The organism is Hyphomonas polymorpha PS728 (assembly GCF_000685315.1).
GTDB classification, from domain to species: Bacteria; Pseudomonadota; Alphaproteobacteria; order Caulobacterales; family Hyphomonadaceae; genus Hyphomonas; species Hyphomonas polymorpha.
Window position 1 is genome coordinate 126,030 of sequence record NZ_ARYM01000007.1, and the last position, 23,171, is coordinate 149,200.

17 protein-coding genes are annotated in these 23,171 nt (G+C 60.5%); 9 read left to right on the plus strand and 8 right to left on the minus strand.

Going from position 1 to position 23,171, the window contains the following annotated elements; translation table 11 throughout:
* Nucleotides 1-51: 51 nt before the first annotated feature.
* The 6 genes from HPO_RS07585 (at nucleotide 52) to HPO_RS07610 (ending at nucleotide 5,761) form a co-directional block, all read left to right on the plus strand.
* On the plus strand, nucleotides 52-618 hold the full coding sequence (locus HPO_RS07585; protein WP_035596507.1) for a hypothetical protein: 567 nt from the start codon (nucleotides 52-54) through the stop codon (nucleotides 616-618).
* A 30-nt stretch (nucleotides 619-648) separates the two neighbouring features.
* A complete protein-coding gene (locus tag HPO_RS07590) occupies nucleotides 649-1,152 on the plus strand; it encodes a tellurite resistance TerB family protein (protein WP_035596510.1) in 504 nt (167 codons plus the stop codon).
* 221 nt (nucleotides 1,153-1,373) lie between these two features.
* Nucleotides 1,374-2,321 (plus strand): bifunctional enoyl-CoA hydratase/phosphate acetyltransferase, encoded by a 948-nt coding sequence (locus HPO_RS07595; RefSeq protein ID WP_035596513.1) that lies wholly within the window; start codon nucleotides 1,374-1,376, stop codon nucleotides 2,319-2,321.
* Complete coding sequence (locus HPO_RS07600) at nucleotides 2,318-3,529, plus strand: acetate/propionate family kinase (protein WP_035596518.1); 1,212 nt, start codon at nucleotides 2,318-2,320, stop codon at nucleotides 3,527-3,529. The genes HPO_RS07595 and HPO_RS07600 overlap by 4 nt, the downstream gene beginning before the upstream one ends.
* A gap of 104 nt (nucleotides 3,530-3,633) precedes the next feature.
* Nucleotides 3,634-3,963, plus strand: coding sequence for a hypothetical protein (locus HPO_RS07605; protein ID WP_035596521.1), 330 nt, complete (start codon nucleotides 3,634-3,636; stop codon nucleotides 3,961-3,963).
* A complete protein-coding gene (locus tag HPO_RS07610) occupies nucleotides 3,944-5,761 on the plus strand; it encodes a PHA/PHB synthase family protein (RefSeq protein ID WP_162174024.1) in 1,818 nt (605 codons plus the stop codon). The genes HPO_RS07605 and HPO_RS07610 overlap by 20 nt, the downstream gene beginning before the upstream one ends.
* Nucleotides 5,762-5,815: 54 nt before the next feature.
* Here HPO_RS07610 and HPO_RS07615 read toward each other — a convergent pair whose 3' ends face one another.
* From HPO_RS07615 to HPO_RS07630, 4 genes are read right to left on the minus strand one after another with little or no spacing between them, the layout of a single operon-like run.
* Nucleotides 5,816-7,102 (minus strand): DUF3526 domain-containing protein, encoded by a 1,287-nt coding sequence (locus HPO_RS07615; RefSeq protein WP_035596522.1) that lies wholly within the window; start codon nucleotides 7,100-7,102, stop codon nucleotides 5,816-5,818.
* The gene (locus HPO_RS07620) at nucleotides 7,099-8,535 is read right to left on the minus strand and encodes a DUF3526 domain-containing protein (RefSeq protein ID WP_035596523.1); all 1,437 of its coding nucleotides are present in this window, start codon (nucleotides 8,533-8,535) and stop codon (nucleotides 7,099-7,101) included. The genes HPO_RS07615 and HPO_RS07620 overlap by 4 nt, the downstream gene beginning before the upstream one ends.
* The gene (locus tag HPO_RS07625) at nucleotides 8,532-9,251 is read right to left on the minus strand and encodes an ABC transporter ATP-binding protein (protein ID WP_035596524.1); all 720 of its coding nucleotides are present in this window, start codon (nucleotides 9,249-9,251) and stop codon (nucleotides 8,532-8,534) included. Before HPO_RS07625 ends, HPO_RS07620 begins: the two co-directional genes overlap by 4 nt.
* Nucleotides 9,252-9,261: 10 nt before the next feature.
* The gene (locus HPO_RS07630) at nucleotides 9,262-11,406 is read right to left on the minus strand and encodes a TonB-dependent siderophore receptor (protein ID WP_035596527.1); all 2,145 of its coding nucleotides are present in this window, start codon (nucleotides 11,404-11,406) and stop codon (nucleotides 9,262-9,264) included.
* Nucleotides 11,407-11,719: 313 nt separating this feature from the next.
* On the opposite strand from HPO_RS07630, the gene HPO_RS07635 reads away from it, so the two are divergent.
* Nucleotides 11,720-12,769, plus strand: coding sequence for an AI-2E family transporter (locus HPO_RS07635; RefSeq protein WP_035596530.1), 1,050 nt, complete (start codon nucleotides 11,720-11,722; stop codon nucleotides 12,767-12,769).
* Between the two features lie 97 nt (nucleotides 12,770-12,866).
* Here the strand turns inward: HPO_RS07635 and HPO_RS07640 are convergent, their stop codons facing one another.
* The 4 genes from HPO_RS07640 to HPO_RS20235 form a co-directional block, all read right to left on the minus strand.
* A complete protein-coding gene (locus tag HPO_RS07640; RefSeq protein WP_035596533.1) occupies nucleotides 12,867-14,249 on the minus strand; it encodes an aldehyde dehydrogenase family protein in 1,383 nt (460 codons plus the stop codon).
* Between the two features lie 43 nt (nucleotides 14,250-14,292).
* Nucleotides 14,293-15,948 carry an acetolactate synthase large subunit gene (locus tag HPO_RS07645; protein WP_035596536.1) on the minus strand — a complete coding sequence of 552 codons (1,656 nt, stop codon included), beginning with the start codon at nucleotides 15,946-15,948 and terminating at the stop codon, nucleotides 14,293-14,295.
* 246 nt (nucleotides 15,949-16,194) lie between these two features.
* Complete coding sequence (locus tag HPO_RS19675; protein ID WP_051612417.1) at nucleotides 16,195-17,181, minus strand: FecR family protein; 987 nt, start codon at nucleotides 17,179-17,181, stop codon at nucleotides 16,195-16,197.
* Nucleotides 17,147-17,758 carry an RNA polymerase sigma factor gene (locus tag HPO_RS20235; RefSeq protein ID WP_084324222.1) on the minus strand — a complete coding sequence of 204 codons (612 nt, stop codon included), beginning with the start codon at nucleotides 17,756-17,758 and terminating at the stop codon, nucleotides 17,147-17,149. Before HPO_RS20235 ends, HPO_RS19675 begins: the two co-directional genes overlap by 35 nt.
* 349 nt (nucleotides 17,759-18,107) lie before the next feature.
* On the opposite strand from HPO_RS20235, the gene HPO_RS07655 reads away from it, so the two are divergent.
* On the plus strand, nucleotides 18,108-21,485 hold the full coding sequence (locus HPO_RS07655; protein WP_035596538.1) for a TonB-dependent receptor domain-containing protein: 3,378 nt from the start codon (nucleotides 18,108-18,110) through the stop codon (nucleotides 21,483-21,485).
* A 65-nt stretch (nucleotides 21,486-21,550) separates the two neighbouring features.
* The gene (locus tag HPO_RS07660; RefSeq protein ID WP_084324223.1) at nucleotides 21,551-23,095 is read left to right on the plus strand and encodes an amidohydrolase family protein; all 1,545 of its coding nucleotides are present in this window, start codon (nucleotides 21,551-21,553) and stop codon (nucleotides 23,093-23,095) included.
* Nucleotides 23,096-23,171: the final 76 nt, after the last annotated feature.

A 23,171-nucleotide genomic window follows, 5' to 3' on the forward strand; every position in this document is an offset into this window, starting at 1 on the left:
CGCCAGAAGCAGCTCCTTCGCCCTCTCGCTCTCTTACTGGAAATCTGAACCATGCAGCCGACAAACGACCCTGACCGCACCGAAGGACTCGTCTTCCAGCCTGTGCCGACCCAAGAAGACATGCGCGCCCTTTCCGAAGAAGCCAGCAAGGCCAGAAGCGGCCGGGCGCGCCTGTTTGTTGCCGTGGTCTTCCTTACCGGCGTTATTGTCGCGGCCGGCTTTGGGATGGCGATGGTCAAGCAAAATGCCGCCGCCGCGGCCGAACAGGCAGAAGTTCAGATCAAAAAGCTGACTGAGCAGATCAAGGCGAAGGACACGCAACTCAATTCGCAAGCCGAAACCATCCGGCAGCAGAAGAAAGAAATCGACAGCTATGCGCCCTTTCAAAGCATCGTGACGCTGCAGCAGCAATCTGACCGGCTCGAAGAAGAGATTGCAGCGCTTCTTGCCCAGCCCAGCCGGGCCGGCGCGCCCAAGCATCTCACCGAACTGCCGGCCCAAGTCGAGTGGCTGGACCAGACGGTCAACGCCCTGCGCGCCCGCCGCGACCGCCTGCAGCAGATAAAGACCCAGATTGAAGCCTGGCCGCCCGCTCCGGTTGCTCCGCGTCCGGACTGATTGTCCACCTCCTTACAGGAAGCCCAAACCATGACAGACCTGATCCAAACCCCTGGCGAACTGTTCATCCCTGTTACAGTCGAGGTGAAGCCCGCTTTCAGCCTGAAGGAACTGGTATCGGAGTTTCCGGACCGTCAGACAGACTGGACCATTCCCGAAGCCTTTCTCTGCCTTGTCCTGTCGGCGGCGCTGGCAGACGGCCGTATGGCGCAGCAGGAATCAGAAGAACTGATAGCCCTTGCGCATCGCTCGCGCGTCCTGCGCAATCTTGATCCCAACGAACTCGCCGCTATCAACCGGACGGCTCTCAAGCGCCGGGCCGACCGTCCGGAATGGCAAGCGGAAGCCTGCCGGGCGCTTCCGCACGATATGCACCTATCGGTCTTTCTGCATTGCCTGGATCTCTGCCTGGCAGACGGTGTCATGGTCCCGGCAGAAGCTGAATATCTTGAAACGCTCCTGGCAAATCTCAGCATCACCCCGGAAGATGCACGCCAGGCCGCCCACATCCTGTCGGTCAAAAACCGCTACTAGAAGAAATGCGTCGGCGCTGTCCGTGGACGGCGCACACTCTGACCGGCTCCCTGCTTTCGGCCTTGGCTGAAGGGAACTTTCTGCGCTTCGGTTGCGCTCTGCGTGCTGCTGCGGGAAGGTGGTCGCATTCAACCGGTACTGGCGGTCACCGCTCAAGGCAGTGAGCCATAGGCGTCAAACCGGCCCGGCCCTGGATGCCGAAGCAGTAGGAAGGGAACACAATGCTGAAAGATGTTTCTGATTATAAAGGTGATCCCGAAAACGCTTTCTCGGCCCTTATTGCCAAAGTGGGGCGACCGGGAATCCGGACTGCGGTCGTTCATCCCGTCGATCTCCTGTCCCTTTCGGGCGCCATGGCCGGACGCGAGGCGGGCCTGATCGAACCTGTCCTGATCGGGCCCGCCGCGCGCATCACGCAGGCCGCAAAAACAGCGGGCATAGACCTTTCGGGGATCGAAACCATCAATACGCCGCACAGCCACGCTGCCGCCGCAGAGGCTGTGAGCCTCGCGGCAGCCGGAAATGTTTCGGCACTGATGAAGGGGGCACTCTCCACCAGTGAACTCATGGGGGCCTGCGTTGCGGCCGGCGCCGGCCTGCGCACCGAGCGGCGGATGAGCCATATCTTTGTCATGGAAACGCCCGCCTGGCCGACATGGCTTCTGATTTCCGATGGCGGCCTCAACATTGCGCCAGACCTCATGACAAAACGCTGGATCGTGCAGAACGCCATCGACCTTGCGCGTGCCATCGGCATCGATCCACCGCGTACGGCCATTCTGTCCGCCACCGAAGTCGTCGATCCGCACATGCCTTCGACGATAGACGCTGCCGCCTTGTGCAAAATGGCAGACCGGGGGCAGATAAGAGGTGGCCCCGTCGATGGACCGCTCGCCTTCGATCTGGCGATCTCGAAGGCATCTGCAGAGGCAAAAGGTCTTGTCTCCCCAGTCGCGGGTGCCGCCGATATCCTGATCGTCCCGACCATCGAGGCGGGCAATATGCTGGCCAAACAACTCGACTATCTCGCAGGCGCGGCGGCAGCCGGACTAGTCTTGGGCGCAAAGGTTCCCATCATCCTCACCAGCCGCTCCGACAGCGCGCAAGAGCGCGCGGCTTCCTGCGCGCTGGCAGCCGCATACCTGCATTGGTCTGAGGCGGCAAAATGAGCGGCGTTCTTATTGCTACGCTGAACTCCGGCTCTTCCAGCATCAAGATTGCCGCTTACAGCTTCGAGGGGAATAACCGGGCCGGCGTGGAGTTGTTGCGCGCCAACCTCTCCGGACTGCCCGCCGCGCCGCAGTTGTCGGCAAAATCGGCAAATCCGGAAACCGCCGAACGATTTCTCGCTGCTGCCGATATCTCGAACCTCGACCCGAAAATTTTGGCGCCGCGCCTGCTGGCGGCAACAGAAGCCGCTTTGGGCGTGCCCGTGCATGCGCTTGGTCACCGGGTCGTTCAGGGCGGGGCCGGCATTGTGGACTCGCGCCGCGCCACGCCGGACATGCTGGATCATCTCGAAACATTGTGCCCGCTTGCGCCGGATCACCAGCCCCACAATCTCAGCGCCGTGCGCGCCGTCGCTGCGAAGCGGTCTGACCTGTTCCAGACGCTATCCTTCGACACAGCCTTCCACAGGATGCAGCCGCGGCTTGCGCAACTCTATGCAATCCCGCGTGCCCTGAGCGAAACGGGCATCATTCGCTACGGCTATCATGGCCTGTCTTACGCCAACATCGCGCGGCGGCTGCGGGACCTTTTTCCCGATCGTCCCCATCGCCGGACACTCGCCCTGCACCTGGGCAGCGGTGCCAGCCTTTGCGCGATATTGGACGGCCGCAGTATAGCCACCTCCATGGGGTTCTCCGCGATCTCCGGCGTGCCCATGAGCACGCGCGCGGGCGACATTGATGCGGGCGCCATCCTTTATCTCCTGAGCGAAAGGCAGATGAGCCCGGAGGACGTCTCGATCATGCTGCGCAAGCAGTCAGGATTACTCGGCGTCTCCGGCGTGTCAGGCGATTTGCGAACGGTCGAAGCGAGCGGGACGCCGGAAGCCGAAGAAGCAATCAGCCTCTTTATCTATCGGATCGTGCGGGAATGCGGCTCCCTGATCGCAGCGCTCGGCGGGCTGGACGCCATCGTTTTCACAGCCGGCATTGGAGAAAATTCACACCGGGTGCGGGCAGGCATTGCCGACGGCCTGTCATGGGCCGGCGTCGTTATCGATCCGGCAGCGAATAGGGCCGGCGCGCCCCTCCTGTCACCTCCAGACGCACCGGTCAGTGTCGCTGTCGTGCCCGCAGATGAGGAATCGGAAATCGCTCTCGGCTGCCTGTCCGTATACGAATCTTCCTGCCCGGGATCGTCAATCTGAAGGCGTCATTGCGGCAACTACGTATAGGTTGACTGGGCCTTTGCACGCATATTGAAAAAGGGGGGCAAACTGGAATCCTGACCTGGAAGAAGGAGTGCATCATCATGGCGCGTGCATCCGCCCAAGCCGAAAACGTCAAGGCCACATCGAAAGCATTTTCCGCTGTCGATCCATTTATGTCAGCATGGCCGATGGCCAGTTCGGGCGCCAGCCCGCCAGCAGCCCTGGAAAGTTTCCGCCGGATGAGCGAGATTCAGATGGAAATGACACGGTTCTACGTCGATCGTGCCCGCAAGAATGCAAGTGCGCTTACCGCTTTCATAACCTGCCGCTCGCCGAAGGATTTCCTGGAGATCTGGCGCAATGCCGCCATTGAAGCGGTGACCGATTATGCCGACGAGGCGGCGCGTCTCCTTGACCGCACCCAGAAATAAGCGGCCACGCTCGGCGCCGTTGAAGGTGCATTCGGAAGAGGCCCTCCGGCGCCCGGCGGCGGAAGGGGATGCCGAGGGGTGCGCCCAACCTGATGCGATCCAGGACGTGTTCCGGGATCTTGACCGGCGCTTGCGCGGCCGCTTCGCGCAGGTGACAGGCGGCCAATCGCCCTGGGCGGCCCTTCAGGCATGGGAAGACTGGTATTTTCATCTTTCGGTCTCGCCCGCACGGCAGATCGAGCTTTGGTGGCGCTGGTCCGAAGCCCTTCGGGCGCTGACGCAAAGTGCGCGCGCCATCGAAGGAGAGGAGTGGGCGTTCAAGCCGGAGCCCGGAGACCGGCGGTTCCGCAGTCCCGGCTGGAACCGGGCGCCCTATCGCTTTCTGGCGCAGTCGCATCTCGCAGCCGAGGCACAGTGGCGCGCCGCGACATCGTGCCTGCGCGGTGTCGCCGATCACCATGCCCGCCGTGTGTCATTCATGGGATCTTCGTTCCTGAATGCGCTGGCGCCCGTGAATTTCCCATGGACCAATCCCGATGTGCTGGATGCGACCCTTGCAAGCCACGGGCAGAACTTCATGCGAGGCATGACACATCTCTGGCAGGACATCGGCGCGCAGAGCGGCCGCCTCCGGCGGGACGAAAAGCAAGCCTGGCGGGTTGGTGAAACCATGGCGATCACAGAAGGCCAGGTCGTTTATCGCAACCATCTGTTCGAACTCATCCAGTACGCACCCACGACCGGAAAGGTGCATCCCGAGCCGGTGCTGATCGTGCCCGCGTGGATCATGAAATATTATATCCTGGATATCACGCCGGAAGATTCCTTTGTTCGCTGGCTGGTCTCGCAGGGGTTCACCGTCTTCATGATCTCCTGGAAAAATCCGGGAGCGGATCTACGCGACACGGCTTTCGATGACTATCGCCGCAAGGGTGTGATGGAAGCTCTGGAGGTTGTCCACGCGGCGTGCGGTGGCACCCCGGTCCACGGCGTTGGTTATTGTCTCGGCGGCACGGTCCTGGCAATCGCCGCCGCTGTGATGGGACGCAACGGTGACAACCGGCTGGCCTCGCTGACGCTTCTTGCCGCCCAAACGGATTTTCGGGAAGCCGGTGAACTGCTGCTCTTCATTGATGAAAGCCAGGTCGCGCTGCTCGAAGACATGATGCACATTGACGGCACGCTGGACGCTCGGAACATGGCAGGCGCCTTCTCCGTGCTGCGCGCCCATGAACTCGTGTACTCACGGATCGTAGAGCGCTACATGCTTGGGCACAGTGCCGAGCCGGGCCCCATGGAAGCGTGGCTGGCCGATCCGACCCGTATGCCAGCCCGTATGCACAGCGAATACCTGCGCCAGCTTTTCATGGAAAACAGTTTCACGCATGGCGAACTCTCGATCGAGGGCGAGTTTGTTGCCGTCAAGGATATCCGGGCTCCCATCTTCGCTTTGGGAGCGGAGCGGGATCATATTGCCCCCTGGCGTTCCGTTCACAGGATCGGTCTCCACGGGTCCGCCGAGACGACATTCGTGCTCACCGGCGGCGGGCACAATACAAGTGTCGTCAGCCCGCCCGGAAAGGCCGGGGCCTACTATTATGCAGGTCCGGCGATCGGCGGGACGACTTACCTTGAACCTGATGCCTGGCTGGCCCGCGCCCATCGGAAGGAAGGGTCGTGGTGGCCCGAATGGCTCGGCTGGCTCAATACAAAATCAAGCACCGCGTCCCCCGTAAAACCACCGGTGCCGGGTCACGTCCTCGGCCCCGCGCCGGGGACCTATGTGCTGGAAACCTGATGATCTCCGCCCGCGCCGCTCAAGGCACCCAAGGATGGGGCGGGGACGACACCCCTACAGATCAGCCGCAGCGCTTGCGTTCGCGCCTTGCTTCCCGTCGAAGGCTGGTAATCCCCGGACGGCATCCAGGCTATAATCCTCCTCGCGGAAAAGGCGCGGATAGTAAAATGCTCGCAGCTCTGCATGGAAGTTTCGGATGGATTCCTCATACGCCAGCGTTGCGGCGACATCCGTGCCAGCAAGGGATTGCAGTGTCCTCTCCATAAGCGCAGGCGGCGCAAGCCACGAGATCAGCGAGGCAGCGCGGTCGCGCTGGTGGCGGCCTTCATCATAAGCCCTGGATATGTCCTCCGCTGTCTGATCACCCACCTGCTGGAAAGCATAATACCACTTCCATTCAAAACCTTGCTCGATCTGGCTGTAGGCAGACCATTCCGGATGCCGCTCCAGAAACGCCTTCATCGTCGCTTCTCGCGGGCGATCCCAGCCATCGTTTACCGACTCGCGCTGAACCATCATGATGTCGGCGCCGGCGGGCACGGGGATCGCGCGCTCGACAAGAACCCTGCCTGCCGCCGGAACAAGCACGGCCAGCAGCAGCCAGGTGCCCGCCATCGCGGTAAGAATGGTTGCTGGCGGCATCGCCAGCCGGCCAACGAAAGAGGTGAGCAGGCCCCAGAAAGCCAGGTGCAGAAGCACGGCGAGCCCGGCGCCGGCTATGGCCATGCCGCTGGCTTGCTCCAGAACTGCGCCGATAAGGAATGGAATGAGCAAGCACGCCGCCAAGCAAGCGATCCTGACACCGGCCCGCATCCGCCAAGGCGCTGCGTCCCGGCGTGCCGTCGCTGACAGCAGTTCATACCGGCCAGCAGCGCGCTCGGCAGCCCTGAGATCATATAGCATCAGAACGACAAACAGAGGCGCGAGGAAGGCCGCCACGAATGCAAAGTCCACCCGGCCAATCAGGGCAGCGTCCGGATGCTGCGGATCTGCTTCATGGATCTGGCCTTCGAGCGCCAACATGCGGACGCGATGCTTCCAGGATGCGACGTCGCGCTGACCGAGCGCCGCGAAGGCCAGCTCCGATGGCGGATCATAGGTGAGGTGAAAGGCGTAATATGCCGCCCCGCCCCAGTCCGACTGGTCAGCCAGGGAGGCTTCACGGTCGGCCCGGTCAGCCTCCAGCAATCGCTCAATCGTCTGGCGCTGGGCCCGCACTTCAGCAATCCCCGTCACGACCGAGAAAGCAGAAATCAGCAAGGCAAGGCTCAGCCAGATCATGGCTGCCCTGTCTTTTGACAGGAACCAGGCTTCGCGAAGAAAAGATGTTTTGAAATTCACGGCCTCAGCCTCCCGCCGGCATAGGCGAGCGCGGCTAAAAGCGCGGCAAGCCAGAACGCCAGCATGACCAGAAACGGCGCGGCCTGCAGCAGGCGCTCACCCGCTGGCGCCGGGTGAAAGCGGAACCTGTCCAGAACCTGCCAGTTGCCGGCACTTATTCTTGCCCGGTCAAAAGCCTCTACATCGCGATTGCGGTTGATGTCGTCCGTGTAGGACAGATCATGGGCATGGGCGCGGTTCAGGCCTTGCACAAATTCGTAGCGGACGGTTTCCGCCTCCCTGAGGAACCGGTGATGCGTGCCGAGATCTGTGCCGGAGAGTATCCGGGACGCGGAGCCCGCAGCGATGAAGGGGGAGGCCCAGCCGAACGATCCGATGACCTTCGCCTGGGCCTGTTCCCGCGCCATCTGCGCTTCGGCATATTCATTCAGAAGCTGCGTCAGCCGCTCCTCCGAATAGAGCGCGACCATGCCGCGGAAGTTCACCGGAAGGTCTTCGATCCGCTCGGCATTATGTTCCGAGAGAAGGTTTGCTCTCAACGTATCGTAAGCCGACGCGCCCGCATCATGGCCATCGCCGACATCGCGCATATCGATGGCGAGCGCGAGGTCTGTCTCGATCTTTCCCGGCACCGGTTCCACCATGCCGGCAATATTGACGGCGGCGCGCGGCATTATGATCGCTGCCAACAGCCAGACGGCAAACAGGATGCCGAGGGCCATACCACGTTGATTTACCAGCGCGGACACAAGCAACGCCGCCGCGCCCCAGAGACAGAGATAGAGCGCATAGGTGCCCGTCACGACAAGGCCTGAAAGCAAAGCCTCACCCTGCGCGGCAGCGAAGGCTGACAATCCGCAGATGGGCAACAGCATCACGAGTATGACGCTGCCCAGCGCCGCCGCCTTCCCGGCAATCAGCACGCCGGGGCTGAGCCCTTGCGCGAGGAGCGGCGCGAGCGTTGCGCTTTCGCGCTCACGCACAATCAGCGAATGGCCGAGCACGATCAGCAGTAGCGGCGCAAAAAGCTGGTAGACTAGTGCCGGCGTCAGATCCGCCAGACGGCCAAGGGACGCGCCCCCGCGCGCCTCGGCGAACATGGCCGAGTTCTGCCGGTGGCCTTCGAGAAAGATAGACTGGCCGGTCACCCGGTCCACACCGGGGTCGAGAATGGCGAGCTGTCCCGGAATACGGTGAACATAATGGCCGTAATGCACCATCCGGTGGGGATGGCGGTCAGGCTGGGCGAGGAAACGCTCTTCGGCGGCCTGCTGATGCTCCAGCCGCACGTCGCGCTCATGGCTGACCCGGGCTGCCGTGACAAAGCTCGTCACAACGAGCAGCACGGCCATCACGAGCAGCCCGGCAAGGGCGAGCCGGGAGCGAATCCAGAACCGCCATTCGTCGGCGGCAATTGTCAGAATATGCCTCATGCGGCTTGCCGCCCCACGAAGGCGGCATGGACTACCTCGGTATCAATGCGGCCGTTTTCCGGCGCCGTGAAACGGCCAACCAGCTCGCCCTTCCGCAGGAGTGCAATCCGGTGCGCAACCTGACACGCTCCGTATACGTCATGTGTCACCATCAGGACGGATTTGCCCGCCCCGGCCAGACGGCGCACAAGCGCGTGAAATTCATCAATCGCGACAGGATCAAGACCGGAAGTCGGTTCATCCAGGAGCAGGATCGGTGCCTCCCGAAGCAGAGCCAGCGCAATGGCCACTTTCTGGCGCATGCCCTTTGAATATTCGCTCAGCCGGTTTGCCCGCGCGGCGGTTTCAAGCGACACGCTGTCCAGCGCGGTCTCTATCGCTTCCGCGCTGGACGGCGCGCCGGCGAGCGACAGGAAGTAGCGCAGGTTCTCGCGCGCGCTCAAATGTCCGTAAAGGGCGGCGGCTTCCGGGAGATAGGCTATTGCCGCGCGCGCAGCCGCCACATCATCCTGCACCGCGCGGCCGTTCACACGAACCGTGCCGGCGGCTGGCGCGAGGAAGCCGAGCAGCGTGAGAAGCGTGGTCGACTTGCCTGCCCCGTTGCCACCGAGCAAGGCAAAGGCCTCACCGGCGCGGACATCAAACGTGATATCCTGCAGCACGCGCTTTCCGGATCGCTCCACACACAGCTTTTCAGCTTCAAGCACCAACGTCATGACGTTCTCCTTAGAAACGGTAAGCGGCAGAAACCCGGAAGCTGCGCGGCGTACCGGGCTGCACCCAGAGCTGCGAATACGAGTTCGCATACCAGGTCTCGTCCGTCAGATTGTCGACCTCTGCCCGCAAGGTCAGGCTGGGGGTCAGGTCGTATGCCGCGAAAGCGCGCAGCAGCGTATAATCCGGCAGCTCGAAATTTGTGCCAATTTCGCCAAGGCGCTCGCCTACATAAACCAGCCCGCCCCCAAAATTCAGCGGCCGCCCGGCAAGCTCAGCCTCTTGGGTAACCTGAAGACTGAAGGCATGTTCAGGCACGTTTAGAAGCCGCGAACCCGCCTCCACCGGCAAGGCAAAATCCGGATCGAGCACATCATTCTGCAGGGAAGCATCAACATAGGCATATGACATCCAGACCGACAGCGTCTGTGTCAGGCGCCCCTGGAGATCGATCTCCAGCCCCTTGCTCTCGGCCTCGCCGCCCGCAATCGAGAAGCCTGCATTGGCCGGATCGGAAACGAGGATGTTATCCTGTTCGATCTGGAAAACGCTCACCGTCCCGACAAGATCTTCCCCCGCCAGAAGGAACTTGATGCCTCCCTCGATTGATTTGGACTTGTTGGGGTCAAAAGGATTTCCGGCAAAATCAGAACCAGAGAGCGGCCGGAAGTTTTCTCCGTACACCGCATAGAGCGAGATTGCGTCGCTCGCACTGTAGACAATACCGAATTGTGGGCTGGTCCGGCTGAAAGATTGTGTGCTGATGCTATTGGAAAGGCGGTTTTCAAGCGTCTGCGAATAATCATCATAGCGCAGGCCCACCCGCACCTCGAGCCGGTCTGTCAGGGCGATCTGGTCCTGGATGAAAACACCCGTGGCCTCCTGCGTCTCGACCCGGTCGGTCAGCGGTCCCGGCACCGGCAGCGGGTACTGACCATAAACCGGATTGAAGATGTTGATGGCCTGGAGCTGCGCGAGCGTCGGATTGGAACTCAAAACCGGAGCACGCGCCCTGCCGAACACCTGATCATTCTCGAACCGGTCGGTATCAACCCCCATCAGCAAGCGGTGGCTGACCGGGCCGGTTGTCACCCGTCCGCTGACTTCGCCCCGGACGACATAATAGTTCGCGTCATAGCTGCGATAGCGCCGCTGGCGGGTCAGGGTTTCGCCATCAACCAGCAGGCGCTGGCGCGCAGCAGTCAGTTCCGGCTCGGTGGAGAAGCCCTCAAGCGCCGTATCCCGCCAGTTCGCCCCCAGCATCACGCTCCAATCATCGCTCAGATCATGCTGCAGCTCCAACTGGTGACCGAGCACATCTGCCTCCAGCGGGCCGTCACCCGGCTCGCCCAGAAAGCGGCTTTCGGGAATGCGCCCCAATTCACCCTCGACGGCGACAACGCCGCGATCAAAAGGGATTTCCTGGCGGCTGTACTCAAGCTCATAGGTCAGCAAGGTGCGATCCGTCAGCCGCAGCGCCACAGACGGGGTCGCGCCGTATTTGAGTGTCTCCACCGTGTCGCGGAAACTGCCGGCGTCCTCATAGAAACCGACGAGCCGGATGGCCGCCATATCAGACAGCGGCGCCGTCCAGTCGCCATCCACACGCCATGTGTCGAAGCTGGCCGCCGAAGCGCGCGCTTGCCCGGCAGTTTCAAAGGTGGGGCGCTTGGTAACCAGGTTCACGGTGCCGCCGGGTTCGCCCCGGCCGAACAGGGCAGCACGCGGCCCCTTGAGCACTTCGACGCTTTCGACGCCCGACAGGTCGCGCGGGCCGCCAAAGCCGCGCCCGGCATTGAACCCATTGACGAGGTAATTGCTGGGCAGGTTCTGGTCACCGATGAAACCGCGCACGGCAAAACTATTCCACAGGCCGCCAAAATTATTCTGCCGCGCGACAGAGGCAGACAGATCCAGCGCCTGAGTGAGGTCAATCGCCCCGGCATTGCGCAGCACGTCTTCGCCGATCAGCTGGTCGGCTTGCGGGATCTCCAGTGTGTCGAAATCCCCACGATAGGCCTGGCGGGCCCCCAGAACGACCACCGTCTCCTGGCGCATCGCCTGCTCTTCTGTTTCGGTCTCCGCGAGCGCCGGGGATGCGGCCAGGGCAAAGGAAGAAACCGCCGTCAGAAGCGAGCAGACGGAAAACCTGAACATAGTGAAGAACCCTCAATTCGAGACAAAACCTGGACGGTTGGATGCGAGTATTATGTTATCATATAACGCTCTTACTTCGGTGCCTTGCGCTGTCAATCCAGGCTATGCGCCGCAGGGGCAGATACGCGTCCGGCAGGCACCCCGCCCGCATCTGGCCGTTATCCCTCACCCTTTCGGAGCGCTGACGGGCTGAAGGAAATGGGCCAAGGCAGGAACAATGGGGACGCCGAGGCGTTCTGAGGAGCATCGTTCCTGAACAGGATCGGCTTGATCAACCTATTACTCAGTCAAAGCACGCAGGAGAGGCCCGGCGATGCCAGGAACGGGAAATCTCAAGGCCTTCACCTTGCGCCTCCTCCTTTTCTTCATGGTGCTTGGTTTGGCCATGGCCCTGTGGGTGATCCGCGACGCGATCCTTCTCATCTTCCTCGCGGTCCTGATCGCCACTGCGATTCACGGCATCGCCGATGCCCTCATGCGCCTTTTCCCCCTGCCAAGGCCCGGTGCGGTGGCAGGCGCAGCGCTGATCCTGGTGAGTGGCCTTGGAGGAGTGTTCTGGATTTTCGGATCACAGATCGCCGGCGAGGTGTCCGATGTCTTCAGCCGCCTTCCGGAGGCTTGGACACGCATCAAGGAAATGATGCAGGGTAATACCGTCGGCACCGCCCTGGTTGCGGAGGTCGAAGCGGTTGGTTCAGGCGCGTCGCCAGGCGCCCTTTCAGGTGTTGTCAGCAATGCCGGCGGTTATGCTCTTCCCCTGGCTTCCGGGCTTACTTCGGCCCTTCTGGTGCTCTTTATCGCAGGCTTCCTGACGCGCTCTGCAGCCTCCGTTCGCCGCGGGGTGCTTCTGCTCCTGCCGGCCGGAACGGATGAAAAAGTCGGCGAGGCGCTCGACGCCTCTGCCCGGGCCCTGAAGAAATGGCTGCTGGGCATCACGATCGATATGGTTGTCATCGCCGTGCTGATGGGAATTATTCTATGGGCATTCGGCGTGCCCGCCTTTATCGGCCTGGCTCTGATCGCCGGCCTCTCGCAATTTGTTCCAACTGTCGGCCCACTGATTTCTTCTGTTCCCGGCATCCTCCTCGCCTTCACGGTCAGCCCGATGACAGCCCTGTGGGTGGCGCTGGCCTATGTCGTCGTCTCCCAGCTTGAATCAGCCCTTATCTATCCGCTGATTCAGGAGAAGGCCGCTGCCGTTTCCCCGGCGCTCATCCTGATTTCCATTCTCTGTTTCGGAATGCTGTTCGGTATGCTCGGCGTTCTGCTCGCGACTCCCCTGCTGGTGGTGCTCTCGGTATTCATCGTAAAGCTCTATGTGCAGGACACGCTTGGCAAGCAAGCGTCCTATCCGGGACAGTAACCTCTCATCCGGAGACAGGAAGTTCTCGCCATTCACGAAGCACCTGCGGATCGCAGCAGCGACCGCGGGCGTTATGCTCCTGCGGTGACCGCTCGGTTCAGCTTCTGCGCAGCAGGATCATCTTCTCCTCGGTCATGTCACGCATGGTGTAGGGAATACCTCCGGTGCCGTACCCGGACGTTTTTCGTCCCGCGAAAGGCATCCAGTCAGTCCGGAAGGCAGTGGGATCATTGATCATCACAGCAGAGGCGTCGAGGCGGTTCGCCGCGCGCATCGCAATGTCTATATCCTGGGCAAAAATGCTCGCCTGAAAGGCAGTCGGCAGGGAATTTGACCGCGTGATCGCTTCATCAAGATCAGCATAACGATATACCGCGACCACAGGACCGAACACCTCCTGCGTGGATACTTTTGCCTCGGCAGAAGGGTCGACCAGCACCGCAGGTTCAAGCATGGTCTCCGACAGGCGCCTGCCGCCGGTCGCCAGCATGGCTCCGCCCCTGACGGCCTCGTCAATCCACTGTCCCACACGGTCAGCTTCGCGCGGCAGGATCAATGGTCCGACCTCGGTGTTATCCAGGGAGGGATCGGCGGTGCGCAGTTTTTCGACACGGGCAACCAGCCTTCGCGTAAATTCGCTGGCGATATCGCTGTGCACGAATATGCGCTGCGTCGACACGCAAACCTGCCCGGCATGGTAGTAGCCCCCCTTCACAATAGGCTCGATGACCTTGCCCAGATCGGCGCTGCGGTCGACGATGGCAGGCGCTGCACCGCCATGCTCAAGGGCAGAACGCGTGCCGGGAGCCAGCTTGCTGTGCAAATACCAGCCGACCTTTGCCGAGCCGATAAAACTGAGGAAGGCGACGCGCTGGTCCGTGGCAAGTCTTTCGGCCAGTTCATTGTCATCCGTGATGAAGGTCTGGCACCAGGGCTCCGGCAAACCCGCCTCGTGAACCAGGGCCACAAAGTCGACACAGGACAAGGGCGTTGTGGCAGCCGGCTTGATGATGACGGGGCAGCCGACCGCGATGGCGGGGGCGACCTGATGGACGATCAGGTTCAGCGGATGATTAAAGGCGGAGATCGCCGCGACGACGCCGATCGGTTCCTTCGTGGTGAAGGCCCATCGGTTTTCCGCCGCCGCCGACAGCCCCATCGGGATTTCACGGCCGGCAAAATTGCGCAATTCATCGGCCGCGTTATGAACACCGTCGATGGCGCGGCTGGTTTCGATAATGGCATCGGGCAGAGGCTTGCCGCCTTCCCGCGCAATCTGCATGGCGAAGGCGTCGCGCTTACCTTCCATCAACGTCGCCAGCTTGCGGAGCACCGCAATGCGCTGATGAGGCTGGAGCCAGCCGCCGCGATCCTTAAAAACGCGCTCGGCAGCTTGCAGCTTGCGCTCCAATGCGGCCGCATCGTCGGTCTCGACCTCCGCAATCTGCGCGCGGTCGAAGGCTTGATGGACCTTCAGCATTCTTGGTTTCCTTGCATCTTCTGGCTCGTGACGCGACATGCCCTCACCTGCAATCCACGCTAGGGATGCGATTGCGCAACTCGTCAACGAGGACCCGGGTGTTCTCGGAATAGTCGATCGGGACATCGACCAGATGGACCCCGCCGCCGGCGAAAGCGGCTTCGAGCGTTGGCACGAGGTCTTCCACTGCGGTCACCCGCGAACCCTTTGCGCCATAGGCCTGCGCGTAGGTGACGAAATCGGGATTGCCGAAGCTCATGCCGAAATCCGGAAACCCATCGACCGCCTGCTTCCACCGGATCATCCCGTAGGCGCTGTCGTTGAGAATGAGCACGACGAGGTTGAGCCCAAGACGCACCGCGGTCTCCATCTCCTGCGAGTTCATCATGAAACCGCCATCCCCACAGATCGCAATCACGCGGCGATCAGGATGAAGCATGGCCGCCATCATGGCCGAAGGCAGACCCGCGCCCATCGAAGCGAGCGCGTTGTCCAGAAGCAGCGTGTTGGCAACATGGGTGCGGTAGTTGCGCGCAAACCAGATCTTGTACATGCCGTTGTCGAGGCAGACGATCCCGTCTTCCGGCATCACCTTGCGGACATCATGAACGATGCGCTGGGGCGTGACCGGAAAGCGATCCTCCTCGGCGCGGTCGTTGAGGCGCTCCAGTATTTTCAGGCGCAGTTCCAGCATGGCCTCATTGGAGGCGGTCCGCCCTTCGAGCAGTTCACCGAGCGCTTTGGCAGAAGCGCCAATATCGCCGACCACCTCGAAATCGGGATGATAGACCTGTTCAATGACCGCTGGCTGGTAACTGATATGGATGACCTTCGGTCCTCCTGCGCTTTTCATCAGGAAGGGCGGTTTCTCCACCGTGTCGTGACCGATTGCGACGATCAGGTCGGCGCGCTCGACAGCTTCATGCACATAATCGCCCTCCGAGAGCGCCGCTGTGCCCATGTAAAGGTTGGAGCCGCCGGTGACGGCCCCTTTGCCCATTTGCGTGTTGAAGAAGGGCAGCCGGGCTCGCCGGACAAAATCCGACAATGGCTGCACAAGTGAAGGCCGGTTGCCCGCTGCGCCGATCATCACAATCGGGGACCTTGCGGCGATGATCATTTCCGCAGCTTTTTCAAGCGCCGCCAGGGGGGCAATGGCTCGCTCCGCCGTATGGACGGGAATGACTGAAGCATCTTCAGTCTCCTGGGACGCAACATCCTCAGGCAGCTCAAGGTGCACAGGGCCGGGCCGGTCCTCCATCGCAACGCGGAAAGCTTCCCGGACGGTTGCAGGAATACTCGCTGCGCTGACGATCTGGCGGGTCATCTTCGTCAGCGGTTTCATCGAGGCAACAATGTCAACGATCTGGAAACGGGCCTGCTTGGCACTCATCACCGGTTTTTGGCCCGTGATGAGGATCATCGGCATGGCGCCGAGATGAGCATAAGCAGCGCCGGTCGACAGATTCAGTGCGCCGGGACCCAACGTTGCGAGGCAGACCCCGGGCCTTCCCGTCAGCCGCCCATGCGTGGCGGCCATGAAGGCTGCGGCCTGCTCATGCCGGGTCAGCACGAGTTTGATACTGGAGGTTCGTAGCGATTCCAGAAAGTCGAGGTTCTCCTCGCCCGGCACGCCGAAGATACGCTCCACGCCTTCATTCTCGAGCGCGGCGACAAACAGGTCCGATCCCTTGGGCATTGCTTGAATTCTCCTGCTGTTTGTTTTGAGGGTCCACGAACCCTAATACACGAAAGCGGCAATCGATCCGTTGTGGACGGTTTTATGATGGGGTATTTGCGAAGGCGTGCATAGGGGCGGCCCGTGAAAGCACCGCAATGCTCCCCGACCGGACGTCGCCGGCTGCTGTCCTCAATGGCGGCAATGCATGGGCCGATCTTCGGGGAAATCGGCCGCATTCAAGCGGGATCTATGTCACCCAGCTTTTCAGAAACGATCATCTTTACACGGCTCACTACACGCAAGCGGCTTCAGAATGATGCCGTGGGCCGTAATCTCGATATCCACATCCATCGTTTCGGCAACAACCTTCGCGAACCCGACCGGATCGTTGGCGGAGTACCACCCCACCACTTCGCGCTGGGCCACCTCGGGGGTCACTTCTATCGCAATGTTATTATACCGATTAAAGGCCGCCGCCGCGGCCTCCAGCGTCTCACCCGTCAGGGCAATCTTTCCTTCGCGCCAGGCAAGTTCCTGGGTCAACTGCTCGCCGTCGAGGGTCGTTATACGCGGCGCCAAATCCCTGAGGTTGACTTCAGCCATGGCTCCCGCCTCGAGCCTCAGCGGATCGCCATTCTTCCGGCCGATTTCGACGATCCCCTCCTGCACCACCACCAGCAGGGAGTGCTCCGTCGGCTTACGCACCACAAACGCCGTGCCGATCGCTTTGACCGTGTAATCATCCGCAGAGACAACAAAGGGCCGCGCTGCATCATGCGCAACTTCAAAAAATCCCTCGCCGGAAATCAGGTGGATACTGCGCTGTCCGTTCCGGAAATCCACATCCGCCTTGCTCGCCGTATTCAGCGTCATTACCGACCCGTCTTCCAGAGGCACACGCCGCACCTCTCCCCGGGCGGTTTGGAATGCCGCGTCATCGGCTGAGGGCGATTGAAGAAGCATGAAGGCGAATACAAACGCCGCCACCAATCCGGCGAGACCTGTCAGCCAAGGAGACTTCGCTCGCGGCGAGCGCGTGGACACCACGTCTGGCGAAATATACCTGTCAACGCTCTCGCAAGGCACCAACAGGGCTTGGGCGCGGACGAGCGCCCCTTGATGACGACTGTTCCCGCTGAGCCAGCGATCAAGCGCCCTCTCTTCGGTCTGGTTTAACGGCCCACGATCAATTCGGGCCGCCCAACGAGCGGCCTCCTCATCGATGTCCCCGTACTTCCCGTCGTTTTCCATTTCTTATTTCGCCAGAATTCAATCTATCAGATGCAGCAGGTGGTTCTATTCCGCTACTCTGATAAAAGTCCATTAGCTTCTTTACACCTCGGGCGAGGTGAGTTTCTACCGTGTTTTCGGATATTCCAAGCTGCTCAGCGATCTCGCGCTGGGAATATCCATGCACTTTCCTCAGCACAAAAACGATGCGGCATTTCTTTGGCATCGAATTAATCGCCTTGGACAGAATACGCATCTCCTGCGTCATTTCCAGAACCCGGTCCGGTGACGGCTCCTGAGAGACAAGATCAAGTTCCTCCAGGGATTCTATGGATTCAATAGACACCACGCGGTTTTGCCGGATCTCCTGAAGGAGAATTGAGTAAGCAGTTCTGAAAACATAGGCCCTCGGGTCGCGTATGTGCTCGATTGAGGCCAGCCGAGTAAGCCTTGCATATGTTTCCTGAATAATATCATCCGCAGTCAAACCGATTCTATCAAGCCGTGCGCGCTTCTGAAGCCAGCTCCGCAATGCCGGTTCATGCGGAATGATACTCCGCGCCAACCAAGCAACAAACTCTCCTGATGGTGTGTGCATGGCCGCCAGCAGTATCCAGAAGACCGCGCCGCGACAAACGATTGGTCAATCCGAAAGACCAAAAAGAGCACCGGTGCAAAAAATATAACAAATTCGCCAAACTTGTGGCGGAAATACAGTCAGAGTGCATCTGTCCCCATGAAAGCTGGAGAAAAGCTCCTCCCTGAAGAGGTGCGCAGGCTTTCCGTATGAGGGGTGAAACGATCAGAACGCGTTGCAGCCAACGGGGACACCGGGGGCGCAGCGGGGATACTGGATGAACGCACAGGACACTGCAGTCCTGTGAGGCCAACTCCTCTGTGCTTGCCTGCCTCACAAGAGAGATGACGAGCATCAATTGGAGACCGCAATGAAAAAACGAGGCCTGCGCTATACAACCGTATTGGGGATGGGTGTATATCTGTCCACCCTTCTGGTTGCGCATGCGGAAGTCCGGGAGTTCAATCTTCCGGAGGGGGATGCCACCAAAACAATTCCCAGTTTCGCTCGCCAGAGCGGCGTCCAGATTGTTGTTCCCGCTGATCGGCTTCGCGGCAAAAAGACGCGCGAAATCAAAGGGAAGATGGACACCAAGATTGCGCTCGAAAAGCTGCTTGAAGGAACGGACCTGAAAGTCGTTCTAACCGAGGACGGAAAGACATTCAGCCTACGGCAGGATCTTTCCGAATTCCGCTCCCCCGCACAAACGATACAGGTCAGCAGCTTTCAGCTGGCGGATAATGCGCCGCAATCAGCCCCTTCGGCACCCGCAGCGGAACAAACTCCGGAGATCGTCCCGCAAGCGCCGGTGGAAGACGCGGTGAACACGCTCGACAAGGTCGTGATCGTTGGTTCCCAGATTGCTGGCGCGCGGCCTACCGGGGTTGTGCCCGTCACGGTGATGGGAGAAGACGAGATCGCCTCGCTCGGCATTTCTTCGGGAGAAGATCTTTTCCGCTCGCTTCCCATTGCAGGTGATGTATCTTTCAACACCCAGACGCTGAGCGGCGGCAGCCAGGGCGCAGCGCGCGGCGATGTCTCCTCGATCAATTTGCGGGGCCTGGGCTCAAGCTACACGCTCCTCCTGCTCAATGGCCGCCGGACCGTTCCCTACGGATTGACGCAGGGGCGTCAGGAATCCAGCTACAATGCCAACGCAATACCAGTGTTCGGGCTTCAGCGTCTCGAAATCCTGCGGGACGGCGCCGCTGCGCTTTACGGATCAGATGCCATCGCGGGCGTCGTCAACAATGTTCTGCTCTCGAATTATAATGGGCTGAAAGCCCAGGTGCAGTATGGCGGCGCCGAAGGCACAAACCTCCGCCAGTTTCAGGCAAACCTTCTCTGGGGGAGCGACTTCGCTGACGGGCGAGGCAACTTCACTACGTATCTGAACTATGGCGGCGACACAAAGCTCTACACATCAGATCAGGAGTTCACTGCATCACTGGATCTTCGCCCGCTGATCGCGAATACCAGCTTCGCCGGCAACACGGCGTTCGACACCCGGGGGACCTCCTCGCCCTGGGGCGGTTTTCAGGTGTTGGGGGCAAACTCAGCCATCAGAGCGAACGGCGTTGCAATCACCGACTCCGTGGGCAGGTTCCACATACAGCCTGTCACCAACGCAGGGTGCCTGTATCAACTCGGAAATGGTCTGTGCATTGACGATGGCGTGGTGACCGGCGCCGCGGACCGTAACCTGCGGTTCGATTCTGCCGCCGCCATCCCCGGCATGACGGTCACGCCGTCGATTGACCGGATCAATATCTTCAATACCCTCACCTACGAACTCCCCAACAATATGGAAATCTTCGCCGAGGCCGGCATCTACTATGCCAAATCCGAGTCGATGACGACGGCTGTCGGCCCGCTGGCCCACACACCGATCACCATTCCGGCTGACAGCTACTATAACCCCTTCGGACCGGTCGGCTCGCCCAACCGTATCGACGGGCTGGATATTCCCGCTGAAGGCGTGGATATCACGGTACTGAGTTATCTTCTGGCAGATGTCGGCGGGCGTCTTGCTCAGGTGGAGAGCAAACAGCACCGGCTGCTACTGGGGCTGAAAGGTGAGACCGCCGGCTGGAACTGGGAAACTGCGGGTCTCTATTCAGACTCGTCGGCAGAAGACATCGCCACCAATGTTCAAAACTCGCTGTGGCATGCGTCCCTCGCCGGAACAACGCCAGCCGCCTACAATCCCTTCAATGGCGGCAATGTCGCCAACCCAAATCTTGCTGACACAACGCTGAGCACAGATCTCAGTTCCTTCCTGATTGATGCCCGCCGGTATGGCCGCGCTTCTTTGGGTCTTGTGGACTTCAAACTTTCCCGCGGGGATATCCTCAATTTGCCCGCCGGCGGTCTTGGCGTTGCCGCCGGCGTCGAAGTTCGTTGGGAAACCTCCGAAGATGACCGCGACTCCACCGGCGATTTCACGACCAATTACTACGACACAGTAACCGGTATTACCTATCCCAGCGATACGCTCGGCGCTTCCGCGGCCTGGGATGTCAGGGGCAACCGCACGGTTTATTCGGCATTCGCCGAACTGGCTGTGCCGATCATCTCGCCGGAAATGAACATCCCCCTGGCTCGCGCGATCGACCTGCAGTTTGCCGGACGGTATGAAGACTATAGCGATGTGGGCAGCGTTGCTAAGCCGAAGGTCGCCGGATCCTGGGATGTGTTTGACGGGCTTCGTCTGAGATCATCCTGGCAGCAAGGCTTTGTTGCGCCAACCCTTCAGCAGCTTGTTCCTGTTGACCGTCCGACCTCGCAGACCCGTCTCGACGATGTGCTCTGCGAAGCGGACCTGCGCGCCGGCCGCATCGCGGCCTGGGGTCTGTGCTCCCAACGTCCGCAGGTGCAGGTGCAGACAACCGGTAACGCGAACCTGAAACCGGAGGAGTCCGAAAGCCTCTCCTACGGATTGGTGATCGACTCGAATTTCATTCCTGAAAAATTCGGCCATTTCACATTCACCTACGACAACTGGAAGATCGATCAGGAAAACAAGGTGGGGGCCCTGAGCGCAGAAAACGCGCTTACACTCGACTACCTTCTGCGCGTCCGCGGATCTTCCAATCCGAACGTCGTGCGCGCGGCGCCCACCCCCGCCGACATTGCCTTTGTTCAGGGCACGGGCCTCGCGCCGATTGGCGAGATTCTCTATGTTGTCACCAGCTATGACAACCTCGATTCCCGGACGATCGAAGGCTACGATATTGGATTGACCTACGAAGCGCCCGAAAGCTTCCTCGGAAGGATCAACGCTTACGCGAATATCAGTGTGCTTACTGATTACTTCCAGAATCCATCTGCCGTTCAGCAGGAAATGCTGGATGCTCAGGACGCGAACGAAATCAACGCCGGTGCAAACGTGGGGGGCGCGGCCAGCCTGCTGCAATCCAGCGGCAGCCCCGAACTCAAATGGAATGCCGGTCTCAACTGGCGACGTGAGGGCCTCGCGGCAGGTCTCACAGCCAGCTACACGGGTGAAGTCTACCAGTATAACGTGGTCAACGCAGCAAGCGAACCGTGGGAGGTTTCTGACCAGCTCACCTTCGGCCTTTGGGGCGAATATGGTTTCGAAGACCCGTTTGGCGGTGAAAGCTCCGTTCGCCTTGGGGTGCGAAACCTGACCGACGAAGCGCCTCCGCTCTCCACGAACGGATACCTCGGCAATCTGTACCAGCCCTATGGCCGCTACTGGTATGCCCGCCTCCAAAAAACCTTCTGAACCGACCCCTCCAGCCAGCCTCTCAGCGAGAGGCTGGCACCCCATATCAACTAGGATTTCCCAAGATGAGCAAAATTACCCGCAAGGACTTTCTCAACCTTTCAACAGCGCTGGTGGCAACCGCAGGGCTCAGTGCCTGCGCCACTTCCCAGACCGCCGCAGCAGCAGCGCCAACCACCACGGCCGCCCCATCTTCCTCCGGCAAACTTCTGATCAGGAACGCTGATATTCTCACCATGAATGCTCAGCGCGAAGAGTTTACAGCGACCGACGTTCTCGTCGAGGGTGGCAAGATCACCGCCATCGGCAAGGGCCTGGTTGCCGCAGATGCTGAAGTCATCGATGCGGGCGGCATGATCCTTATGCCCGGCATGGTGGACGGTCACCGTCACGTCTGGGAATGCATGGAAGCTGGAAGGCTCACCAAGTTTCACCCCGGTGAATACTCCAAATACCAACAATGGAAAATGCGCACCATCGTCAGCATGAATGCAGACGAGATGTATATCTCGGGCCTCATCGGTGGCCTTCTGGCGATTGATTCCGGCGTCACCACGATGCTCGACTATGCCCATGGCCAGATCAACCAGGAGATGGCGATTGCGGCCGCCAAAGGCCTGCAGGATTCGGGCGTTGGCGGGTTCTTTGCTTTCCAGCTGGGCGTTTCTTCCTCCTACAAGCCCGGCGACACGGTAGACCTTGCGCGCGCCGATTCCGAACGGATTGCGACAACCACCGAAGCACATTGGGCAATTGCGGACACTCTGCACAAGGAAGTCTTCAACGACCCGGACGCCCTGCTCCAGTTCGGCCTTTGCCCGGCTTCAGGGATGGGCAACGAGCTTGCTCTGATCAAGGAGGAATGGGAGCGCGCCCGCAGCTACGACCTACAGATTCTGGCTGCACATATTCACAAACCGGCGACCCCACACCCCGCCGGTTACATGGGCTATCGTGACTCCGGCATGCTGGATCTTGCAGATGCTGGCTTGCTGGGCCCGGACTACCACATCTCTCACGCCAACCGTCTGACGGATGACGAATTCCGGGTTCTTCGGGAGACTGGGGGTATGGTCTGCGCCACTGCCATGGGCGAATTTCCCTATATGACAGCAGCTTTCCGCGGGCCCTCCTGCCACGGCCGCGCCCGTGCCGCCGGGGTAGCCGCCGGCATCGGGATCGACGTATCACTCGCTCTGACGCATGATTACTTCGAACATGTCCGCGCCGGTTTCTGGAACCTCTATCTGGAGCCTGCGGGCGTAAAAATCGCCAATTCCTACAAATCCTATGACGCGCTGGATTTTGCCACCAATACCGGCGCAAAAGCCGTTCGGCTCGATAAGGTCGTCGGCAGCATCGAAACAGGAAAGCGCGCAGATTTTGTTCTTCTGAAGACAGATCGTCCGGGCTTTGGCCGTCTCGGTACGTTGGCAGACCGCGTGGTCACCTTCGCTGCACGCGAAGACATTGACAGCGTGTGGATCGCCGGCAAGGCACGCAAGCGCAATGGCGAAATGGTCGGGGTCGACCTGAAAGAGATCATGCAGAAAGTCTATGCAGCTCAGGATCGCTACGGTCCGCTGGCCGCCAGCATCAATTTCGTCTGATTCCTCCTTTTCCGGTCCGGTTTGCTGTGCCCGCAAGCGCGATTGCGGCAAACCGGATTGGCCACCTGAAGGCTGG